This window comes from Labrenzia sp. 5N, from assembly GCF_012395805.1.
Taxonomy (GTDB): domain Bacteria; phylum Pseudomonadota; class Alphaproteobacteria; order Rhizobiales; family Stappiaceae; genus Roseibium; species Roseibium algicola.
The window spans coordinates 375,435-397,036 of record NZ_JAAZTM010000014.1 but is presented as its reverse complement, the minus strand read 5'-3'; the positions used below and the strand labels follow the sequence as shown (position 1 = coordinate 397,036).

The 21,602-nt window shown below is 60.2% G+C and carries 20 protein-coding genes and 2 tRNA genes; 11 read left to right on the top strand and 11 right to left on the bottom strand.

The annotated features are described in order from the left end of the window. Positions 1-25: 25 nt before the first annotated feature. The 4 genes from dctP (HEP89_RS15400) (at position 26) to HEP89_RS15385 (ending at position 4,869) form a co-directional block, all read left to right on the top strand. Positions 26-1,033: a TRAP transporter substrate-binding protein DctP gene (gene dctP, locus HEP89_RS15400; protein WP_031268177.1), complete on the top strand. Its 1,008-nt coding sequence runs from the start codon at positions 26-28 to the stop codon at positions 1,031-1,033. A gap of 121 nt (positions 1,034-1,154) precedes the next feature. Beyond that, positions 1,155-1,688, top strand: a complete 534-nt coding sequence (locus tag HEP89_RS15395) for a TRAP transporter small permease subunit (RefSeq protein ID WP_022997926.1) — start codon at positions 1,155-1,157, stop codon at positions 1,686-1,688. Then, the gene (locus HEP89_RS15390) at positions 1,685-2,959 is read left to right on the top strand and encodes a TRAP transporter large permease (RefSeq protein WP_168692422.1); all 1,275 of its coding nucleotides are present in this window, start codon (positions 1,685-1,687) and stop codon (positions 2,957-2,959) included. Before HEP89_RS15395 ends, HEP89_RS15390 begins: the two co-directional genes overlap by 4 nt. 17 nt (positions 2,960-2,976) lie before the next feature. Continuing rightward, positions 2,977-4,869, top strand: a complete 1,893-nt coding sequence (locus HEP89_RS15385; RefSeq protein WP_168692421.1) for a bifunctional sugar phosphate isomerase/epimerase/4-hydroxyphenylpyruvate dioxygenase family protein — start codon at positions 2,977-2,979, stop codon at positions 4,867-4,869. A gap of 206 nt (positions 4,870-5,075) precedes the next feature. On the opposite strand, the gene HEP89_RS15380 is transcribed toward HEP89_RS15385, so the two are convergent. From HEP89_RS15380 to dctP (HEP89_RS15355), 6 genes are all read right to left on the bottom strand, one after another. Beyond that, the gene (locus tag HEP89_RS15380; RefSeq protein WP_168692420.1) at positions 5,076-5,801 is read right to left on the bottom strand and encodes a ribonuclease activity regulator RraA; all 726 of its coding nucleotides are present in this window, start codon (positions 5,799-5,801) and stop codon (positions 5,076-5,078) included. A 7-nt stretch (positions 5,802-5,808) separates the two neighbouring features. Beyond that, positions 5,809-7,542, bottom strand: coding sequence for an L-arabinonate dehydratase (gene araD / locus HEP89_RS15375; RefSeq protein ID WP_077292213.1), 1,734 nt, complete (start codon positions 7,540-7,542; stop codon positions 5,809-5,811). 4 nt (positions 7,543-7,546) lie between these two features. After that, positions 7,547-7,711: a hypothetical protein gene (locus tag HEP89_RS15370; protein WP_168684698.1), complete on the bottom strand. Its 165-nt coding sequence runs from the start codon at positions 7,709-7,711 to the stop codon at positions 7,547-7,549. Between the two features lie 10 nt (positions 7,712-7,721). Continuing rightward, positions 7,722-9,038, bottom strand: a complete 1,317-nt coding sequence (locus tag HEP89_RS15365; RefSeq protein ID WP_022997933.1) for a TRAP transporter large permease subunit — start codon at positions 9,036-9,038, stop codon at positions 7,722-7,724. Next, positions 9,028-9,549 (bottom strand): TRAP transporter small permease, encoded by a 522-nt coding sequence (locus HEP89_RS15360; protein ID WP_167579666.1) that lies wholly within the window; start codon positions 9,547-9,549, stop codon positions 9,028-9,030. The genes HEP89_RS15365 and HEP89_RS15360 overlap by 11 nt, the downstream gene beginning before the upstream one ends. Positions 9,550-9,706: 157 nt before the next feature. Further along, complete coding sequence (gene dctP / locus HEP89_RS15355; protein ID WP_022997935.1) at positions 9,707-10,729, bottom strand: TRAP transporter substrate-binding protein DctP; 1,023 nt, start codon at positions 10,727-10,729, stop codon at positions 9,707-9,709. Positions 10,730-10,861: 132 nt separating this feature from the next. On the opposite strand from dctP (HEP89_RS15355), the gene HEP89_RS15350 reads away from it, so the two are divergent. Continuing rightward, the gene (locus HEP89_RS15350; protein WP_022997936.1) at positions 10,862-11,587 is read left to right on the top strand and encodes a GntR family transcriptional regulator; all 726 of its coding nucleotides are present in this window, start codon (positions 10,862-10,864) and stop codon (positions 11,585-11,587) included. 91 nt (positions 11,588-11,678) lie between these two features. Here HEP89_RS15350 and HEP89_RS15345 read toward each other — a convergent pair whose 3' ends face one another. Then, on the bottom strand, positions 11,679-12,266 hold the full coding sequence (locus tag HEP89_RS15345; protein ID WP_168692419.1) for a TetR/AcrR family transcriptional regulator: 588 nt from the start codon (positions 12,264-12,266) through the stop codon (positions 11,679-11,681). A gap of 86 nt (positions 12,267-12,352) precedes the next feature. Here HEP89_RS15345 and HEP89_RS15340 point away from each other — a divergent pair, with 86 nt between their 5' ends. The 3 genes from HEP89_RS15340 to metK all read left to right on the top strand — a co-directional run bounded on the left by HEP89_RS15340 (position 12,353) and on the right by metK (position 16,585). Then, positions 12,353-13,144: a crotonase/enoyl-CoA hydratase family protein gene (locus tag HEP89_RS15340; RefSeq protein WP_168692418.1), complete on the top strand. Its 792-nt coding sequence runs from the start codon at positions 12,353-12,355 to the stop codon at positions 13,142-13,144. A gap of 476 nt (positions 13,145-13,620) precedes the next feature. Further along, a complete protein-coding gene (locus HEP89_RS15335; RefSeq protein WP_077292207.1) occupies positions 13,621-15,312 on the top strand; it encodes a methyltransferase domain-containing protein in 1,692 nt (563 codons plus the stop codon). Between the two features lie 85 nt (positions 15,313-15,397). Further along, on the top strand, positions 15,398-16,585 hold the full coding sequence (gene metK / locus HEP89_RS15330) for a methionine adenosyltransferase (RefSeq protein ID WP_062487810.1): 1,188 nt from the start codon (positions 15,398-15,400) through the stop codon (positions 16,583-16,585). 57 nt (positions 16,586-16,642) lie between these two features. On the opposite strand, the gene HEP89_RS15325 is transcribed toward metK, so the two are convergent. From HEP89_RS15325 to HEP89_RS15310, 4 genes are all read right to left on the bottom strand, one after another. Beyond that, positions 16,643-17,332 (bottom strand): SDR family NAD(P)-dependent oxidoreductase, encoded by a 690-nt coding sequence (locus tag HEP89_RS15325; RefSeq protein ID WP_168692417.1) that lies wholly within the window; start codon positions 17,330-17,332, stop codon positions 16,643-16,645. Continuing rightward, positions 17,329-18,210: an SDR family oxidoreductase gene (locus HEP89_RS15320; RefSeq protein ID WP_055656727.1), complete on the bottom strand. Its 882-nt coding sequence runs from the start codon at positions 18,208-18,210 to the stop codon at positions 17,329-17,331. The genes HEP89_RS15325 and HEP89_RS15320 overlap by 4 nt, the downstream gene beginning before the upstream one ends. Positions 18,211-18,212: 2 nt before the next feature. Beyond that, a complete protein-coding gene (locus tag HEP89_RS15315) occupies positions 18,213-18,815 on the bottom strand; it encodes a TetR/AcrR family transcriptional regulator (RefSeq protein ID WP_055655691.1) in 603 nt (200 codons plus the stop codon). Between the two features lie 263 nt (positions 18,816-19,078). Then, positions 19,079-19,519 (bottom strand): ketosteroid isomerase-related protein, encoded by a 441-nt coding sequence (locus tag HEP89_RS15310; protein ID WP_022997944.1) that lies wholly within the window; start codon positions 19,517-19,519, stop codon positions 19,079-19,081. 370 nt (positions 19,520-19,889) lie between these two features. Here HEP89_RS15310 and HEP89_RS15305 point away from each other — a divergent pair. The 3 genes from HEP89_RS15305 (at position 19,890) to HEP89_RS15295 (ending at position 21,578) form a co-directional block, all read left to right on the top strand. Next, positions 19,890-19,964, top strand: a tRNA-Thr gene (locus tag HEP89_RS15305). 1 nt (position 19,965) lies between these two features. Continuing rightward, positions 19,966-20,029: transfer RNA gene (locus HEP89_RS15300), tRNA-Lys, on the top strand. A 394-nt stretch (positions 20,030-20,423) separates the two neighbouring features. Next, positions 20,424-21,578, top strand: coding sequence for a slipin family protein (locus tag HEP89_RS15295; RefSeq protein WP_168692416.1), 1,155 nt, complete (start codon positions 20,424-20,426; stop codon positions 21,576-21,578). The last annotated feature ends 24 nt before the right edge of the window (positions 21,579-21,602 follow it).

Genomic DNA, 21,602 nt, shown 5'->3' with positions numbered 1-21,602 from the left:
AATGTTACGCAAACGGGAGGAAGTCATGCGTTTCAAATTCTCATCCCTGGCAGCTACTGCCCTTCTCACAGTCGGCCTCGCCGCCGCGGCCCAGGCTCAGACTATCCGTCTGGCCCATGTCGACCCGGACGAATGGACCGCCTCCAAGAAAGGTGCTGCCGCTCATATCTTCAAGAACATCGTTGAAGGCGAAACCGATCTGACGGTGGAACTGTTTCCGGCCGGTGCGCTGGGCAACGAAGACGAGCTGGTCGCCCAGGCCCAGGACAACCTGACCCAGGTCGTGCTGGTGTCCGGCGCCATGTCCAAGGCTTGCCCGGCCGCGTCCGTTCTGGACATTCCCTACACCTTCTCTTCGGCAACCATTGCCTGGGACGTGCTGGATGGTGACTTCGGTGATGCACTTGCCGAACACTGCCTTGCACAGACCGGCCTGCGCACGCTGGCTTATGGCGAAACCGGCTTCCGGAACTTCACCAACGGCACTCGCGAAATCCGGACGCCAGCGGACATGGAAGGCCTGAAGTTCCGAGTGCAGCCGATCCCGCTTTATGTGGAAATGGTGAAAGGCCTCGGCGGCGAGCCGACCCCGATCGCCTGGACCGAACTGCCCAACGCGCTTTCCACCGGTGTCGTTGACGGCCAGGAAAACCCGGTCGGCGTGATCTACAACAACGGTCTGCACAAGCTGCAGAAATACATGACCCTCGACGGCCACGTCTATGCCGCCGACTTCATCCTGATCTCCGACGAGTTCTACCAGTCGCTCACTCCGGCCCAGCAGGCCGTGGTTGCCCGTGCGGCGCGCATTGCCGGCAACATGGGCCGTTCCATCCAGCAGTGGAGCACGGCTGAAGGCGTCAACAAGGTTCAGGCAGAAGGCATGCAGGTCTATTCTCCGACCGCTGACGAAATCGCAGCCTTTGCCGAAAAGGCACAGCCGGCGGTTGTTGAATATCTGCGCGGCGAACTGGGTGAAGATGCGGTCTGGATCGACCGCCTGCAGGAATCCGTTGCTGCTGCGAGCCAGTAATCCGGTCAAGACCCCGGGCGGATTGCCGCCCGGGGTTCTGGAATGTTGGAAAAGATCAGCTTTTGGCTGTTCAATCAAAGTCAGTTGAATAGCCAAAAGCTGAACAAGCAGGACCTGGAACATGAAAACGGTCAATGAATTTGCCCGGCGCCTCTTTGCGCTCGGAGCCGGCCTGTCGATGGCCCTCGTCTTTGCCATCATCTTCGTCAATTCGCTTCGCCGTTACACGGTCGGCCAGTCGGTATCCTGGGGCGAGGAACTGCCGATCTATCTGACCATCTACGGTGTCATGTTCGGTCTCGCGCTTGCCTATCTGCAAGACAGGCATATCCGCTTCACGGTGCTGACCGATTTTCTCTCCGTCTCCGTTCGTGAAAAACTCTTCGCGGCCGTCGACCTGGTCAGTTTCGCAACCGGTGTTGCCCTCGCCTTTTCCGGGCATGCCTTCGCCGTTCGCCGAGGCAACCTTGACGCTTCGGGCTTGAAATCAGCCGGCAACTGGCTTGCGGAAACCACAGGCATCGACTCGCTGGTCTGGGTCGCCAAGGTCGGCACCTGGCAGTATGCGATCGCTATCGGCGGCGCATTGCTGGCCGTGGCCGCCGCTCTCAAGTTCTTTGAACGCATCTCGGCCATCAAGGCGGTGCAGGCATGATCTACGCAATCCTTCTCATCGGGCTCGCCACCGGCGTTCCAATCGCTCTTGCCATCATTGCAGCCTTGCTGGTGTTCATGGGCTATGGCGAAGCACCCTATTCCCTGCGCGTGGTCGCAACGGAAATGTTCAAGGGAATGAACTCCTTCCCCCTGCTTGCCATTCCGCTGTTCGTGCTGGCAGGCGAGGTCATGAACGAAAGCGGCATCACAAGCCGCATCATCGCCTTCGCCAATGTGCTGGTCGGCCGGCTGCGCGCCGGACTGGCGCTCGTCAACATCTGGGCATCGGTGATCTTCGCCGGTCTTTCCGGGTCTGCGGTTGCCGACACATCCGCCATCGGCCGGGTTTTCATTCCGGAGATGGAAAAACACGGCTACTCCCGCCCCTTCGCTGCTGCATTGACGGCGGCCTCCTCCGTGATCGGGCCCATCATTCCGCCGTCCATTCCAGTGATCATCTACGCGCTGATCGTCTCCGGCGTTTCGGTGCCGGCGCTGTTTCTTGCCGGCATCGTCCCGGGCATTCTGCTGGCGATTTTCCTCTCCGTCTTCGTAATGCTGACCGTGAAGGTCGATCACGGCGATCAGGCAATAGGGCTGACCGCGGAACCGGCCAGCAAGGCTATCTTAGGCGGCATCTTGCCGCTGCTGATGCCGGTGTTCGTGGTCGGCTCCATCCTGCTCGGCGTCGTCACACCGACAGAGGCGGCAAGTTTCGCTGTCGCCTATGCGCTTTTCCTCGGCATCTTCGTCTATCGAAACATCAAGCTGTCTTCCCTGCCACGACTTTTCTCCGAAGCCATGCGCGACAGTGCGGTCATCCTGATCATCATTGCCGCGGTCTCTGCCGCCAACTGGTTGCTGACCTACAACCGCGTTCCGAACATGCTGACCGACTGGGTGCTGTTGAATGTGGACAGCAAGACCACGTTCCTGATTGCCACCATTCTCCTGTTCCTGTTCGTCGGACTGTTTCTGGAAGGCATCGCCGCCATGCTGGTGCTGGTGCCCATTCTGCACCCGATTGCAGTCGGCATGGGCGTGGACCCGGTCCACTTCGGCATCCTTGTCATCTTCAACCTGATGATCGGCCTGATCACCCCGCCACTCGGCCTTTGTCTGTTCGTCGCAGAAGGCATCGCCCAGGTCGGCATGGCCCGGCTGACCATGGCCATCCTGCCGTTCTTCTTCGTAGAAGTTCTGGTGCTGCTCCTCCTCACATTTGTACCGGAAACGGTCATCTGGCTGCCCCGCATAATGGGCTATTGAACCCACGGAAGGTCCCCATGAAAACCGCCATCGCCACAGTCTCCATCGCAGGTGACCTAGCCGAAAAGCTCAGCGCAATCGCGGCTGCAGGCTTCGATGGCGTCGAGATCTTCGAAAACGACTTCCTGGCGTTTGACCGCAGTCCGAAGGATGTCGGCCAGATGGTCCGCGACCATGGCCTGGAGATCTCGCTGTTTCAGCCCTTCCGCGACTTTGAAGGCATGCCCGAGCCACAGCGCAGCCGGACCTTCGCCCGCGCAGAACGCAAATTCGACCTCATGCAGGAAATGGGCGCGGATCTTGTTCTGATCTGCTCCAACGTATCTCCCATCGCGCTTGGTGGCATAGATCGTGCCGCCAATGATCTTGCAGAGCTGGGTGACCTTGCCGCCAAGAGCGGTATCCGCATCGGCTATGAGGCCCTCGCCTGGGGCCGTTTCGTCAACGATCACCGCGATGCCTGGGAAATCGTGCGCAGGGCAGACCACCCCAACGTGGGCCTGATCCTGGATTCCTTCCACACCCTGTCGCGCAAGATAGACCCAGATTCGATCCGGGCCATTCCCGGCGACAAGATCTTCTTTGTACAGCTGGCCGACGCGCCGAACTTCAACATGGACCTGCTCTACTGGAGCCGCCATTTCCGCAACATGCCAGGCGAAGGTGATCTGGACGTGACCGGTTTCATGCGGGCCGTTGCGGCAACAGGTTATGACGGCGTGCTGTCGCTGGAGATTTTCAACGACCAGTTCCGTGGCGGTTCGCCGAAATCCATTGCGGTCGATGGCTACCGCTCCCTGCTCTACCTAATGGACCAGGTACGGCGAACCGAACCCGGCATCCGGATCCCCGTTCCCGAAATGCCCGACAGGGTACCGGTTGCAGGTATCGAGTTCGTTGAATTTGCCGCCGACCGCAAGGAAGCAACCGACTTGTCGGCCATGCTGACGACGCTCGGCTTCCACAAGGCCGGCAAGCACGTCTCCAAGGAGGTCGAACTCTGGCGGCAAGGCGGCATCAACATCGTCATCAACACCGACCCGCGCGGCTTCGCCCATGCGTCCTACATCTCGCATGGCACCAATGTCTGTGACATCGGCCTTAAGGTTGCAGACGCTTCGGCAACTGTTGCCCGTGCCGAGACCCTGGGGGCCAAAACCTTCGAACAGCCGGTCGGGCCGGGCGAATTGAAGATCCCAGCGATCCGCGCCCTCGGCGGCAGCGTCATTCATTTCGTCGACGACAGCAAGGATCTGTCACGGGTGTGGGAAATCGAGTTCGAACCAGTTGGCCAGGGTGGGGCGACAGGTGATGCCGGCCTGCTCCGCATCGACCACCTGGCCGAGACGATGAACTATGACGAGATGCTCACCTGGCTTCTGTTTTACCGGTCGATCTTCGACACGGAGAAGACTGCCATGGTGGATGTCATCGACCCGGCGGGCCTCGTCCGCAGCCAGGCCATCGAAAACGATGACGGCAGCCTGCGGATCACGCTGAACGGGGCGGAGAACCGAAGGACCCTAGCCGGGCATTTCATCTCGGAAGGTTTCGGATCGGGTGTGCAGCATATTGCCTTCGAAACCGCCGACATCTTCAAGACGGTGAAGGCACTGCAAGCCAACGGTTTCACCCCGCTGGTGATATCGCCGAACTACTACGACGATCTGGATGCCCGTTTCGGGCTGGAAGAAGACTTCCTCAACGACCTGAAAAACTCGGGCATTCTCTATGACCGGGACGAGAACGGCGAATATTTCCAGCTGTACAGCCCGACCTACGGCGAAGGCTTCTTCTTCGAGATCGTCGAACGCCGCGGCGGCTACAAGGGCTATGGCGCCGCCAACGCCCAGTTCCGCATCGCCGCCCAGAAACGCCATTTCCGCGCGAAGGGCACGCCGGCAAGGTAGGCTGGCCCGCAAAGAACGCGAGGCTAATTGGGGTTATGTTCAATCGAACTCCGCAGCCCCACACACGCAACCTCATCCTGAGGAAGCGCTTCAGCGCTGTCTCGAAGGATGGGCTGCTCGCTCGGAATGTGCCGCCCATCCTTCGAGACGCCGCATTGCGGCTCCTCAGGATGAGGTTTTGGGTTGGTTAGAGCATACGCCCCCCCCTACCGCCCGGTTTTCTGTCGCCAGGCGTCGTATTTCTGCACGTTCTCTTCCTTCGTCGGCGGATAGAGACCGATGATCGGCGTTCCGGCCTTTACTTCTTCCAGCACGAAATCCTCAAAGCTCTCCATGCCGGTGCATTCGTCCGCAAGCTCGTCGGCCAGATGTGCAGGGATCACCATGACGCCATCCTTGTCGCCGACCAGAACGTCACCGGGGAAGACCGGAGCATCGCCGCAGGATATCGGGACGTTGATGTCCAGCGCCTCATGCAGGGTCAGGTTGGTCGGAGCTGACGGCTTGGCGTAATAGGCAGGCATGTCGAGTGCGCCGATACCTTCCGCGTCCCGGAAACCACCGTCGGAGACAACACCGGCAGCGCCGCGTAGCGCCAGCCGGGTGATCAGGATGGAACCGGCCGTTGCCGCGCGCGCATCCTTGCGCGCATCCATCACCAGAACGTGGCCCGGCGGGCAGGTTTCCATCGCAACCCGCTGCGGATGGTCCGGATTGCGAAAAACCGTGATCGGATTGCGGTCTTCCCGAGCCGGAATATAGCGCAGCGTGAAAGCCTGACCGACCATTTTTTCGTCTTTCGGAGCTACCGGCACCACACCCTGAATGAACTGGTTGCGCAGGCCGCGCTTGTAGAGCGCCGTCGCGACGGAAGCCGTCGAGACCTTTTTCAGTTTCGCGCGGGTGTCGTCGGAAAGTGTGTAGTCGCTCATGATGTCCTCAGTAGATATCGGGTTCGCCGGCGGTGCGGCCGAAGTCGGATTGCAGGAAGTCGAAGTCGCAGCCCTTGTCGGCCTGGGTGACGTGTCGCTGGAAGAGATAACCGTAGCCGCGCTCAAACCGTGGCACGGGGGCCTGCCAGGCGGCCCTGCGGGCCTCCAGTTCCACCTCCCCCACCAGCATGTCGAGGCGGCGGTTGGCGAGATCCAGCCGGACGATGTCACCGGTCTTCAGCAGCGCCAGCGGTCCGCCGACATAGCTTTCCGGCGCGACATGCAGCACGCAGGCACCATAGGAGGTGCCGGACATGCGCGCATCGGAGATCCGCAGCATGTCGCGATGGCCCTGCTTGATCAGCGCCTTGGGGATCGGCAGCATGCCCCATTCGGGAAAACCCGGCCCGCCCTGAGGCCCGGCATTGCGGAGCACCAGGACGTGGTCCGGCGTGACCTCCAGGGTCTCGTCATCGATGGCCGCCTTCATTTCCGGGTAGCTGTCGAAGACCAGGGCCGGTCCTTCGTGGAAATGGAACTTCGGATCGCAGGCCGCCGGTTTGATCACGGCCCCGTCAGGGCAGAGGTTCCCGCGCAGAACGGCGAGCGAACCTTCCTCGTACACCGGGTTGGAGAGAGGTCGGATGACATCGTCGTTATAGACGACCGCGCCTTCCAGGTTTTCACCGAGCGTCTTGCCGGTGATGGTCAGCGCGGAAAGATCCAGCCGGTCCTCGATCTGTTTCATCAGCGCGCGCAGGCCGCCCGCATAGAAGAAATCCTCCATCAGGTAGTCCCTGCCGGAAGGTCGCACATTGGCGATCAGCGGTGTCACCCGGCCAAGGGCGTCCAGATCGTCGAGCGACAGCTCCACACCGGCCCGGCGCGCCATCGCGATAAGGTGGACGACCGCATTGGTGGAACAGCCGGTGGCCATCGCAACGACAGCGGCGTTCCGGCAGGCGGCATCCGTGATGATCCAATCCGGTGTCAGGTCTTCCCAGACCATCTCAACGATGCGACGGCCACAATCGGCTCCCATGCGTTGATGGCCCGCATCAACCGCCGGAATGGAAGATGCTCCCGGAAGGGTCAGCCCCATTGCGTCGGCAATGGCCGTCATGGTCGAAGCCGTCCCCATGGTCATGCAGGTGCCGGCCGAGCGGGCGATACCACCCTGGATCCCGAGCCATTCATCGTCGGAAATGTTGCCGGCCCGGCGCTCGTCCCAGTATTTCCAGGCATCGGACCCCGACCCCAGGATCTTGCCGGCGTAGTTGCCGCGCAACATCGGGCCTGCCGGCAGATAGACCATCGGAACACCCGCCGAGATCGCCCCCATGACAAGACCTGGTGTGGTCTTGTCACAGCCTCCCATCAGCACCACGCCGTCCAGCGGGTGAGAACGGATCATCTCCTCCGTCTCCATGGCCAGCATGTTGCGGTAGAGCATCGAGGTCGGCTTGGTGAAGCTTTCGTCGACCGAGAGCGACGGCATTTCGACGGGAAAGCCTCCCGCCTGGAAGACGCCGCGCTTCACGTCCTGCACCCGCTCCTTGAAGTGGGAATGACAGGTGTTCAGCTCCGACCAGGTGTTGAGCACGCCAATGACCGGCTTGTCACGGAAGTCCTCTTCCGAGTAGCCGAGCTGCATCATCCGCGAGCGATGACCGAAGCTGCGCAGATCGTCAGGAGCGAACCAGCGCGCGGATCGTAAGTCTTTTGGGGCTTTGTGCGTCATGATTTTATCCGGTGAAGGCAAAGGTCAGCCAGATGACGATGAGGGTGAAGACGAGGCCTGCAACCTCCGGCCAGTTGCCGAAGCGGTCGTCGCGGCGTTCTTCGTCCGCGAATTCTCCCGGTGCGATATCCTCATCCTGGCGGGTGAGATCCTTGTCGGTGATTTTCATCTCAACCTCCTCAATCCAGCAGGTTCGGCAGCCACAGGGCCAGATCGGGGAAGAACAGCACCAGGAACAGGCCGACAGCCTGCAGGGCGATGAACGGCAGCACAGCGGCGAAGATTTCCTGCAGCTGGATATCTTTTGGCGCCACGGATTTCAGGAAGAAACAGGCTGGCCCGAAAGGTGGCGACAGGTAGTAGATCTGGATGTTCATGGCAAAGAGCACCCCGAACCAGACCGGATCAAAGCCGAGATCCACCACCACCGGTGCAAAGATCGGTACGGTGATGAAGATGATCGCGATCCATTCCAGGAACGTGCCGAGCACCATGACGATCAGCATCATGACGACGATGACGAGGATCGGTGCGATATCAAGGGATGTCAGCAGGCCGCGCAGGAATTCGCCGCCGCCGATCCGGTTGTAGATGCCGATCAGCGAGACGGCCCCCAGCACCAGCCAGATGATGGACCCAACCGTCAGCACCGTCTGGCGCATGGCGTCACGTGCCATCTTCCACGAAAGCTCATTGCGGACGGCAGCAACCACGAGAGCACCCACGGCTCCGACAGCCGCGGCCTCCGTTACGGTGGCGATACCGGAATAAATGACCCCGAGCACGGCACCGATCAGAAGCCCTGGCAGAACAACCCCTTTCAGGAACTTGACGCGCTGGAACAGCGGCAACCCGGTTTCGGGAATGTCATAGATCGGTGCCAGCGCCGGATTGAAGCGCACACGGATCAGGATGTAGATGATGAACAGGCTGGCGAGGATCAGCCCCGGCACGGCGGAGGCGGCGAAGAGCTTGGTGATCGAAACCTGGGCCGCAAGACCGTAGACGATCAGAACGACCGAGGGCGGGATCAGCGTTGCCAAGGCGCCGGCAGCGCAGATGATGCCGATAGACAGCTTGCGGTCATACCCGAGCCGCAGCATCTGCGGCAGCGCGATCAGGCCGAGCATGACGATCTCGCCGCCCATGATGCCGGACATTGCCGCCAGCACCACCGCGACCACACAGGTCTGTACTGCGACCGAACCGCGGAAGCGCCCGCCCAGGATCGCCATGCTGTCGAACAGTGACTGTGCGATCCCCGATCGCTCGAGGACGTTGGCCATGAAGACAAAGAAAGGAACGGCGATCAGCTCGTACTTGTGCAGAACCTCGCCGACATTGGCAGCAACGATGAAGAAGCCGGCACGTTCGCCGAAATAGAGGATCGCCGTTGCCAGCGACACCGTCAGTGTGGTGATGCCGAGCGGAACGCCCAGCGCCATCAGCGCCAGCAGCGCGACGACGATCAGAAGGGTAATGAGTTCAATGCCCACCGGCGATCTCCCCTTCGGTGCGCTGGCACCAGCGAATGATGTTGGCGGCAAGCTGGAGGATGTAGAGAACGCAGCCAGCAACAAGCAGGATCTTGAGATAGGTCGGCTGGATCGAGTTCAGCGCGGTTCCCGAGTGCTCGGTGCGCTTCAGAACTTTCAGCATCGGATCCCACAGGGCCATGGTCAGGACAAGTACCGCGCCAGCCGCAATCACCATCTGCAACAGGCGCATTACGCGCCAGACCCGTGGACTGACCAGCGTTTCGATCATGGTGATGGATATATGGCGGTGCCGCTGGGTGACATAACCAACGGCAAGCACCCAGGCCGAAGCACAGAGCGTCATGGCAAGTTCCGTCGACCAGACAGTCGGGCTGTCGAACCCGTACCGCATCACCACCTCGAGCGCGGAAACCGCGATACAGGCGAAAAACAGAACGGAACAGCCATGACCGATGAACACACTGACACTGTCCATGACATCGGCATAACGCGCGAATAGGCGTTTCATCATCTCTCCCTGAATCCAGACCTGAAGCGGACAGGCAAATCCGGCCGGGCACAAGGCCAGGTCATCGAGACTGTGCGCGCGCAGGAGCTTTGGCAAGAAAGCTGCGTGCCCTCACCTTGCAAGGTGGAAAGCAAGGGCACGCGTCACTGGCCGGGTCCTAGTTTTTGAAGAGACCGATTTCGGTCATGTAGGAGAGGTTCGCGTCAAGCGCTTCCTTGGCAAGGTCCGACTTCTGGGCGTAGTTCTCCCATTCCTTCCGGGCGATCTCGCGCAGTTGGTCGCGATCTTCCTGGGCCCAGTTGATCACTTCGATCTTCTCGCCAGCCCCATCCCGTGCGGCCAGTTCCTGGTCCTTCTTGTCGACTTCAGCTGCCATTGCGAACATGGCTTCGTACCACCAGTCGCGCAGGGCTTTCTGGTCTTCCGGGCTCAAAGCATCCCACTTCGCCTTGTTGATGGTGAACTGCATCGACGGCATGGAGTGAATGCCGGGATAAAGCGGGTAAGGAGCAACGTCATGCAGACCGGTCGCGTCGTTGTTGACGTAGGCCGAGGCGTCTGCTGCATCGACAATGCCCTTTTCCAGAGCGCCATAGACTTCGGAGAAAGGAATGGATACCGGCGACGCGCCGGCAGCCTGGAAGACCGCGGCGGCAAGCCCTTCCGGAGAGCGGATCTTCTTGCCTTCCAGATCTTCGAACGTGCGGATCGGTACGCGGGCCGGCAGTGCTTCGCGAGAATAAGGCCCGCAGGCAACGACCTGCACTTCTCCCCCGGTCACGGCATCGGCTGCTTTCTGCATCACGGCTTCGCCGCCGCCATCCTTGCAGAAACCGATCATCTGCTGCGGCGTGTCATAGCCGGAGATGAGGTCGCCCATGATGGCGTAGGCCGGCTCGCGGCCTGCAAAGTAGTTCACGGAAGTGAAGTCGCCATCCAAAACGCCGGCTGCGACAGCATCAGGCGTTTCTCTTGCCGGCACCACGGATCCGTTCGGCGTCAGCTGGATCTCGACGCGGCCATCGGTCATTTCCTTGATTTTCGGAAGCCAGGTTTCCGTCAGATACTGGGTCGAAAAGTCCCCTGCATTGAATGAGGTCTGAATGCTGAAGGTCTCGGCCTGCGCCATTGTTGCGATGACGGAGACCGAAGCTGCCAGGGCAGCGGCGGTGAATTTCATGGTGTCCTCCACTCGATTGCGCGGGGAGCTCCTCCTCCCGCTATCTGATGCATTAATATATTAGTGCATTTCTTGCAAGTCTGTTCTATCTTCTCCCGAGAAGAATCGTACGTTTGAATGAGAGGATCAGCGATGACGGTTGAACTGGCTCGGTTGCTGGACGACCCGAACAAAGCGGCAGACGCCGGCAGCGGTGAAAGGATCCGGCGGATCTCCGTCAGCCAGCAGATCCAGGAATCGCTGCGCGCGCGGATCATCTCGCTGGACCTCAAGCCCGGGCTCAGCCTGTCGCGGACGGATCTGGCTACCCACTACGGTGTTAGCCAGACCCCTGTGCGCGATGCGATGATGAAGCTGGAAGAAGAAGGGTTGCTGACCATCTATCCGCAATCCAAGACCGAAGTCTCCAAGATCGATGTCGACCATGCCCGCGAAACCCAGTTTCTGCGCCTGTCGCTGGAACTGGAGGTGACACGCACCCTGGCCAGACAGGAAGACAAATCCTCCATCGCCCCTGCCCGTCAGATCCTCAAGCTTCAGGAAACGGCACATGCCGAGGGCGATCTTGGCCTCTTTGCCACCTTCGACAAACGCTTTCACCTGTCGCTGTTCAAGGCGGTCGGGCTTGCCAGCCTGTGTCAGCTCGTAGCGTCGCGCTCCGGCCATATCGACCGGCTGCGCAATCTCAACCTACCCGACCCCGGTAAACCCGCCAGCATCCTGCGATATCACGGCCTCATCCTGGCTGGTATCGAGGCAAGTGACGAAACGGCCACGGAAACCGCTGTCCGCGAACATCTGTCAGGCACGTTGCAGCAGGTCGATCAAATCGTCGCCCGCAATCCTGCGTTCTTCTAGGCCGAGGCTCAGCAAGGCAAGAGATCGAGTGAAAGCCCAGTGCCCCAGCAAGACTGGCGGAGCCAGGCTTTCATGGGGACGGAACTGATCGTCAGCCTGCCTGATTGAGCATCAGCGATGCTACCAGTGCCCGCGCCGCCTCTCCTGCAGCTTCCGCATAAGCAGGATCGCGGTGAACCAGGATGGTTGAAAACGCGCCATCCAGAAGCAGCACGATATGGCGGGCCAGGTGCGGCGCCCCGCCGACACCTGCAGCCTCGAACTCTTCCGCCATCCATGCCTCGAATTTCTTCTTGTGACCGGCACCAACCTTCATCGCCGGATGCCCGGGCATATTGGCAAGTTCCGCCGCCGTTCGCAGGAAACCGCAGCCTTTCCATTTCGGGTGCCTTGCAGAAAGCGCTATCTGGCGGAAGATTGCCTCCACCTTGTCCGGCAGATCACCTTCGGCCTCCCCAAACCACTTCCGGAACTGATTGAGGTTGGGCTGATCTCGTGAGGCCAGATAAGCTTCGATCAGGTCGTCCTTGCTCTTGAAATGGTAATAAACCGTCTTCTTGGTGATACCTGCCTTCTCCGCGATCGTGTCGAGACTGACGGCACGGATTCCCTCCGCATAGAAGAGCTTGTTGGCAGCGGTCAGGATCCGCTCTCTGGCTGTTTCGGCAGATTTGATCATCGATCAAGTATACTCACCAGTGAATATACTTCAATGCGCGTCATCGCTAGCGTCCTGCCATCGACTTTCAACCAAGGACAAAGCCCATGACTGCCCCTGTTCTTCTGGACCGCCACGGCCCCATTGCGCTGCTTACCCTCAACAGGCCCGAGAAGCTGAACGCGCTCAACTACGCTACGAACGACCTCATCCTGGCACATCTGAACGAACTGGAAGCGGACGACGGCATTCGTGCTGTCGTCATCACCGGCGCAGGCAGGAGCGCCTTTTCGGCGGGTGGAGACATTCACGAGTTTTCGCGCACCATCGCGGAGGGCATAGACGTCGCGGTACGCGAATTTTGCCAGCGGGGCCAGCGCATGACTGCGCGCCTGGAAAACTTTCCCAAGCCGGTCATCGCCGCTGTCAATGGTCTGGCCTACGGCGGCGGTTGCGAGATCACCGAAGCGGTTCATCTTGCCGTCGCCTGCGAAAGCGCACTCTTTGCCAAACCGGAGATCAATATCGGCATCCCGCCGACCTTCGGCGGCACGCAGCGTCTGCCGCGCCTTGCAGGCCGCAAACGGGCCCTGGAACTGCTTCTCACCGGTGACAGCTTTTCCGCGCACAAAGCTCATGAGCTCGGACTGGTCAACCAGGTCGTCACCGACGGCAGCGAACTGGAGGCGGCCTTTGCCCTCGCAGAGCGCATCCTTCGTCACTCGCCGCTGGCTGCTTCCAGGATCCTGACTGCCGTCACGCGCGGGCTCAACACGACCATTTCCGAAGGCCTGCAAATCGAACAGGAGCAGTTTGCACGCATGGCAGCCACGCGGGACGTTCACGAGGGCCTCACCGGATGGATCGAGCGGCGCATGCCGGACTATCAGGGCGCATGAAGCCAGCTGAAAAACAGTGGGCAGCACGCCTGGAGTGTGCTGCCCACGAATGTGTCAGAAAAGTTTTACAAAAAATATTTATTTAATTACAAATACTTAATCAGCACTTTTCGGTTCATTCCCGATTTTTCCGAGACCGGCTGTTGTAATGAAACCGGTGTTTGTTAAGGTCCCGGCACCCAATGAGTGAAAGGCGCACACCGCTTCACCAGCGGATGTACAGGGCTTCCAACAGCCCATCTTCCGCACCTGCAGCACCCATTCGCTGCCTTGTGCGCCTTCCTGAAAAGTCCGGCACTCGACCCTTCGCGCAAAGGGTCGGCTAAATTCCGCCCAGTGCACCTATGCACCTCCCGCCGGGCTTGCAACAGAACCATTCCGACGCTCGCTGCCCGACCTCCGGGCGGTGCATGAGCGCGTGCACGCTGCGGCCTGTTCCGTGCGGCATCGCGCGCCTTAAAAAGGAGACGCTATCCATGCAGGCTCAACAGCTGTCCGCCAATGCCGAATTGCAACTGGACGAGCAGGCTTACGGCCGGGATCCGATCGCAGACCGGGAAACGGATCTCTACCGCGGCGAATACATCATGTCGTTCGTGGAAAAGTGGGACGAGTTGATCGACTGGGACGCGCGCGCCGACAGCGAGGGACAGTTCTTCATGGACGTGCTGCGCGCCCGCGGCAAGGAAACCGTGCTCGATGTCGCAACCGGAACCGGCTTCCACTCCGTGCGGCTGACCCGCGCAGGCTTTAACGTGACCTCGGCCGACGGCTCCGCTGCCATGCTGGCAAAGGCGTTCCAGAACGGCCAGAAACGCGGCATGATCCTGAAGACGGTACAGGCTGACTGGCGTTGGCTGAACCGGGACATTCAGGGCAAATACGACGCCATCATCTGCCTCGGCAATTCCTTCACCCACTTGCACGACGAACTGGACCGCCGCCGGGCGCTTGCCGAATTCTATGCCGCGCTCAAACACGACGGCATCCTGATCATCGATCAGCGCAACTACGATGCGATGCTAGATCAGGGCTATTCCAACAAGCACAAATACTATTATGCCGGAAAGAAGGTGAAGGCCGAACCGGTGCATATGGACGAAGGCCTCGCCCGCTTCAAATACAGCTTTCCCGATGGGGCCGAGTACACGCTCAACATGTGCCCCATCCGCAAGAACTACATGCGCCGCCTCCTGTCGGAGGCAGGCTTCGAGCGGGTCCGCACCTATGGTGACTTCCAGGAGACCTTTGCGGAAAACGATCCGGATTTCTTCATTCACATTGCCGAAAAATCCAGCCTGCACCTGGTTCGCTGGGGTGGCGCGCGCCCTGAAGACGGCAAAACGGATATCCGCGAAGTTGCCGAAAGCTACTACGACAGTGACGACGCCGACACGTTCTACAGCCTTGTCTGGGGCGGCCAGGACCTTCACATCGGCCTTTACGACGACACCAGCAACATTCGCGAAGCGTCGGACCTCACCATCGACGAGATGGCCGGCATGCTGCCCAATCTGGGTGCGGATGCCAAGGTTCTCGACATCGGCTCCGGTTATGGCGGTGCGATGCGCAAGCTGGTCAAGGCCAGTGGCTGCAGCGCGGTCTGCCTGAACATTTCCGATGTCCAGAACGACACCAACCGGCACCGCAACATCCAGCAGGGCTTCAAGGACAGGATCCGCGTCGAGCACGGCGTCTTCGAGGATATTCCGGAACAGCCGGAAAGCTTCGACATTGTCTGGAGCCAGGATGCGATCCTGCACTCCGACCAACGCCACAAGGTACTGCAGGAAGTCCACCGGGTGCTGAAGCCGGGCGGCTATTTCATCTTCACCGATCCGATGCAGGCCGATGATGCCGACCCGAAAGCTCTCCAGCCGGTTTATGACCGCCTGCAGCTCAACAGCCTCGGGTCGATGCGCTTCTACCGCGAGACGGCAGAAGCACTGGGCTTTGAAACAATCGAACAGCGGGACATGACGCAGCAGCTGCGCAATCACTATTTCCGGGTACGCGAGGAGCTTCTCGCCAACTACGACAAGCTGCGCAACGAAGGCGCTTCCGCCGACTATCTCGACAAGATGGCGCTTGGGCTCATGAACTGGGTCGATGCTGCGGACGCCGGCCAGCTGGCCTGGGGCATCCAGCTGTTCCGCAAGCCTGTCTGATCCCCTTCCTTCCCGATCTCCCGGCCCGGGCGCCATACACCGCCCCGGGCAGGACTATCCTTTCCAAAACGACAAGGAGCGCGCAATGACGCAAAGATCCTGGCTATTCACCAGTGAATCCGTTTCCGAGGGACACCCGGACAAGGTCTGCGACCGGATATCCGACACCATACTGGACGCTTTCCTGGAACAGGACCCTGACGCCCGCGTTGCCTGTGAAACGCTGACCACCACCAATCACGTCACCATCGCGGGGGAAGTTCGTGGCCCCGACCAGGTCCTCGATACGGTCGAGAGCCTGGTGCGTGAAGCCGTCCGCGATATCGGCTATGAACAGGAAGGTTTCCACTGGCAGACGCTGGAAGTGGTCAACCGCCTGCACCGTCAGTCGGCCGACATCGCCATGGGTGTCGATGAAGGCGACAAGGGCGAGGAAGGGGCCGGCGACCAGGGCATCATGTTCGGCTATGCCTGCAACGAGACCGAGGAGCTGATGCCTGCGCCGATCCTGTTGTCGCACAAGATCCTGCGCACCATGGCCGAAGCCCGGAAATCCGGGCGCGAACCGCGCCTTGGCCCGGACTCCAAGAGCCAGGTGACGCTCCGCTATGAAAACGGCCGTCCGACCGGCATCGATGCCGTGGTCGTTTCCACTCAGCACGGCGAAAATGTCAGCCAGGAAGAAGTGCGCGAAGCGGTGTTGCCGTTCATCCTGCATGCCTTGCCCGTCGGCTGGACCGTTCCCGATAACCGGATCTACATCAACCCGACTGGCCGCTTCGTGATTGGTGGACCTGATGGCGATGCCGGCCTTACGGGGCGCAAGATCATCGTCGACACCTACGGCGGTGCAGCTCCCCATGGTGGCGGCGCCTTTTCCGGCAAGGACCCGACCAAGGTCGACCGGTCGGCTGCCTATGCCTCGCGCTATCTCGCCAAGAACGTGGTTGCCGCCGGCCTTGCCGACAAATGCCTGATCCAGCTCGCCTATGCCATCGGCATGCCGGAGCCGGTCGCCGTTTATGTCGACACGCAGGGAACCGGCAAGGTGGATGAAGTCGCTCTCGGCAAGACCTTGCGCGAAATGGTGCGTCTGACACCGCGGGGGATTCGCGAGCGTCTCGGACTTTCGAAGCCGATCTACGCGCGCACTGCTGCTTACGGCCACTTCGGCCGCGCACCGGAAGAAGACGGCGGTTTCGGCTGGGAGAGAACCGATCTCGCCGACGAACTTGCACGGCACTTCGGCGCCCGTGCGGATGCGGCAGAGTAAGAAAACAGCGAAGCCCCGGCACGGCATCCGCCGCGCCGGGGCTTTCGGTTTACCGGATCAGAACTTTTCGACGCTCGGTCGCAGTTCCAACTCGGATGTCCAGGCGCTTTTGTCCTGACGCGAGATCTCCAGATACGTCCGTGCGATTGCATCCGGATGAAGGGTCTTGTCCGGGTCGTCATAAGGCGCGCCACGATCCGGATTGTAGATCACCCCGTCGATGACGAAATGAACCACGTGGATGTTTTGGGGCGACAATTCCCGGGCAAGTGACTGGCACAAGCCACGCAAGGCGAACTTGCCCATGGCAAAGGGCGCTGATTGCGGGAAGCCCTTGATGCCGGCGGAAGCACCGGTGAACAGCATCACGCCCTTCCCCTTTGGCACCATCCGCTTTGCCGCTTCATGTGCGACGGCCAGCGCACCGAAGGCGGTCACATCCAGTGCGGCATGCACATCCTCAAGATCGAGTTCGGCAACCGGTCCGCGGACGCGGCCACTGGCGTTGTAGACGACAAGGTCCGGCGTTGCCCCCGCCTCGTCCAGGCCCTGGAACAGGCGCGCCACACTGGCCGCGTCGGCAGCATTGCAGGCATGGGCTTTTGCTCCGGTTTCAGCGCAAAGCCCTTCCAGCTTTCCAGGAGATCTGGCAGCCAGTGACACCCTGTAGCCTTCCTTGGCGAACGTCCGTGCCAGAGACGCGCTGAGGCCCGGCCCGGCACCGACGATCAGGGCATTGCCGCTCACGATGCGGCTCCCAGATAAACCGGCTTCAATCCGCTCACCAGCTGCGCCTGGATCGGTGCGGTTGCCTCGTTGATGGCGGTGACACCCATATCCTGCCCGACCTGGGTGCGGATCGGCCGCGATCCATCCATTGCGATCAGCTCAAGGATCTTGGTTGCGACGTTGCCCGCATCGGTGATGGCTTCACCCTGATCGAACATGCCCTGGAACATGCCAAGCAACCTGTCGCGCCCCTTGGAATAATCGCCATATTGCCCAACCCGCACCGCATCACCCGGAGCCGGGGCGGAGGTCACCAGGTCAGTGCCATGGCCACTCGGCTCAACCAGCACGGACTCGACCCCGAACGGCTCCAGTTCGTAATGCAGCGACTCGCAGTAAGCTTCCATCGCCCACTTGCTGGCGCAGTAAAGGCCGAAGAATGGCATGCCGAACCGGCCTGCAACCGAACTGAGACTGATCACGAGACCGGACTTCCGCGCCCGCATCGCGGGAAGCACCGCCCGCGTCAGATGCATGACACCATAAACATTGACGTCGAACAGATCCTTTGCCTGCTCCATGGTGAAGCCTTCCGTCAGACCAACGGGCATGACGCCTGCGTTATTGACCAGAACGTCGATCGGTTGCTCTGCCTCGATCGCCGCGACGGTCCGTTCGACACCTTTCTCGTCAGCAACATCCAGATCGACCGGAACAAGCTTGCCCGGAAGACCTTCGGCAAAAAGCTTGAGCGCCTTTGCCGCTTCCGCGTTTCTGCCGTCCAGATCCCGCATGCCCGCATAAACGATATGGCCTTCCTGCACGAGTTTCTGGGCGGTCAGAAACCCGATGCCCCGGCTCGCACCGGTAATCAGGATTGTCTTTTGGGTGGTCATTTTCATTTCCCTTCTTTCTTGAAGATTGTGCGCATGAACAGCGCCAGGGGTTCGTCGCTGCGGCTTGCCTTCATTCTCGTCAGCGCGCCGCTCCACGAATTCATCAACCAGTCGGCAGCCTGTGCCGGGGAGAGATGAGACAGTCCGATCCGGGAGAGATCCGTCTCCCGCAGGCAGATTTCCAGTTCACCGGTCAGTGCCTGCCAATGACGGTCCAGCTCCGCCTGAAAGACCGGTTTCTGGTCGGCCAGCTCCGTCGACAGGTTGCACATCAGGCATCCCTGGGCGTAGCCACGGTCCTTCATCCCTTCCCGGGCACCGGAGAAAAATGCTTCCAGACGTTCCACCGGCGAGCGTTTGCGGTCCGAAAGGCAGGCCTTTGCAAAAGCGAGCTGATCCCGGTGGTAGTGACGCGCCACTTCGAGACCGAAGTCTTCCTTGGTGTCGAAGTAGTGGTAGAAAGACCCCTTCGGCACGCCACTTTCCCGTAACACGTCATTGATCCCGATTCCGTCGAAGCTGTTTTCCCGGATAAGCGTCATACCCACATCCAGAAGACGAGTTTTCGCGGTCTCGTAGGCAGCTTCGTTGCGTATTCTGGCCAAGGGGTTTCCTTTCGTCAGGGACTTCTGACACCGCTAATCCGACTGATGCAGCGCCTCGTCAGCGGTGTTCGTTGAATAAGAAATAGACCGGTCTAATTATTATCGTCAATAAAACGAACTTCACGGTTGCGTGTGCGCAACAATCAACGAGGGGATCGCCCTTCTCAGAAACAAAAAAGCTCCCCGCGGATGAGCACGGAGAGCTGATTGATCAAATGAATTTTGCCTGTCCGGCTCTGCTCGCGCAGAAGCAGGGTTTTGGTTCAGGCCTCTTCCGGCACTTTTTCACCCGCACCTTCCGTCACCTGGTCGATCCAGTCCTGAAGGTTGTAATAGGTGGTGATGCGGGCGATTTGACCATTGCGGATCTCGAAAAAGCTGCCCGCCGGCAGCTTGTAGGTCTGGCCGTTCGCGGGCGGCAATCCGCTGTCGGTGCCGATATAGCTGCCATGGACGATGAACTCGGCAGCAGCCCGTGTCCCGTCTTCACTGACGAACAGCACGATGTCGCTGAGGCGTTCCTTGTAGCAGCGCGTCATGTGAACGTTGAAGGACCAGAACTTGTCCTTGCCGACACGGCGTTCGCCCTGGTTGACATCATGGATCAGGTCGTCGGCAACCAGGCTTTCCATTTTCTTGGTATCGCCTGCATTGAAGGCGGCAAAATAGGTATCGATCAGAAACCGGGACTGTTTGTTGGCCATAGGTCCTCGCAGGGCGGAAACACAATCTGGCCGGGAGTTTGCCTTCGCCGTCTTCCCGGCGCAAGAGGTCGAGGAGATTGCGGTTTACGGTTCTTCACCGAAACCGCTTCAAACCAACCAAAGTCCCCGCCCAGGGCGACAGCCGGCACTCTGGGCAAAAGTGACAAAAATACAACATACTGTATCACATTAGCAACAAACATCGCTTCTCTTGAAATTGCCGGTTGCATTGGCACCCGCTCTCGAAGTATCAACTCGTCACCGGTCACCATACTGGCACAGACATCAACGGTTCGGCCATTTTTCGCCACCCGCATGATCAGGCCCTGCCCACTCATGTACGGATGCTGTTCTGGAGGATCGGACAATCGCGCATGAAGTTTAACGGTTGAACGCCGGGAGTGTACCCCGGAAGCAACAGGTTCGACTCCTGTGATGTGCTCCATGGATAGCTCAGTGGTAGAGCATCGGACCTTTAATCCGACTGTCGCGAGTTCAACTCTCGCTCCAAAAACACGGCCTCCAACGCCGAACTGGCCTGTCACGCCAGCAGCTATGCAAGCTGTTCCATTGGGGACCCGGAGAGGTCTTGCGAACGCGGACTGGCCCTTTTGCCTTCGGGTGAAAGTGCCCTGACCGCCGACGCCAGGTCGCTTCGCCCGGCCTTTGGCAAAGGCTCTGCCGCCGCTTTGCCGGAACCGCCTGTTTTCGAACGGGTTGGAACCCGCATTGCCGCTGCTACGCCCTCTGGCCAAGGGCCCGCCGGGAGACCTCGTGCTCTCTTCGGGTCTCATCGTTTCACCCCGGACGCTTCATGACGAGCGACCGGTTTCCTCAACCTCCAACCATCTTCAACACCGGAAAGGACAACCACGTGCCTTAGCGCATTGGAAGGATTATCGAAATGACGACTTTTCTCGACAAGATCCGCGGGCGAACCCGCGTAGTGATTTCTGAAACGGAACGGGCCCTCCACATCTGCAAGGGAGAGCTTCAGGGTATTCTCGGACCCGGTGAACACAGCCTCGAGAATGGCCGTGGCACCCTGGTGATCGAGCGCCAGTCGATGGCAATGCCCCAGTTCCGGTCGGCCTACGAGAAGGCGCTCTTCGATAAGCTTCCGCAAGTTACCGAAGAGCACTTGACCGTTATCCGGACCGGACCGGGTGAAGTGGCGATTGTGGAACGGGATAACCGTATCCACACCGTGCTTGGCCCGGATGAGCGGCTTGTCCTGTGGACGGATGCCGGCCCGTGGACCTTCGAGGTCATCGACACGGCTGCCGACCCGGCCCTCACGCAGAAGCTCATGCGCCGGCTCGGGGATGCCCGTCAGACGCAGCAGTTCGTGATCGTGCCGGTGACCGACGGTAGCGTCGCCCTCCTCTTCATGGATGGCGTGCTCACCAAGGTGCTTGAAGCCGGGGTGCATGCCTTCTGGAAGGCAGGCCGAACCGTGACGCAGAAGGTCATCGACCTCAAGCGTCAGGCTCTCGACGTCACCGGTCAGGAAGTCTTGACCCTCGACCGCGTTACCATCCGGATCAACCTCTCCGCGGATTACCGTGTGGTTGACCCGGTGAAGGCCGCAACAGAGGTGAAGGACTTCACCGACACGCTCTACCGGGCTTTGCAGCTTGTATTCCGCAAGCAGCTCGGCGCGCTCAAGCTCGACCAGATCCTTGAAAAGAAGGGGGAGGTCAACGCGGAAGCGGCCGCCAAGATCAAGGCCGACATGGCTGAAATCGGTGTCGAGGTCTCCGACATCGTCCTCAAGGACGTGATCCTTCCGGGCGAAATGCGCGAGATCCTCAACAAGGTGGTGGCAGCTGAAAAGGAAGCCGAAGCCAACGTGATCCGGCGCCGTGAAGAAACGAACGCAACCCGTTCGCTTCTCAACACAGCCAAGGTCATGGCCGAAAACCCGGTCATGCTTCGGCTCAAGGAGCTCGAAGCGCTTGAAGCCATCGCCGGCAAGGTCGACCGGCTCACGGTCCACAACGGAACCGGAGGCCTCATGAACGACCTCGTCCGGCTTCGGGACGACAACGCGGCATGAGCCAGAACGGCGCGGGGCAACCTG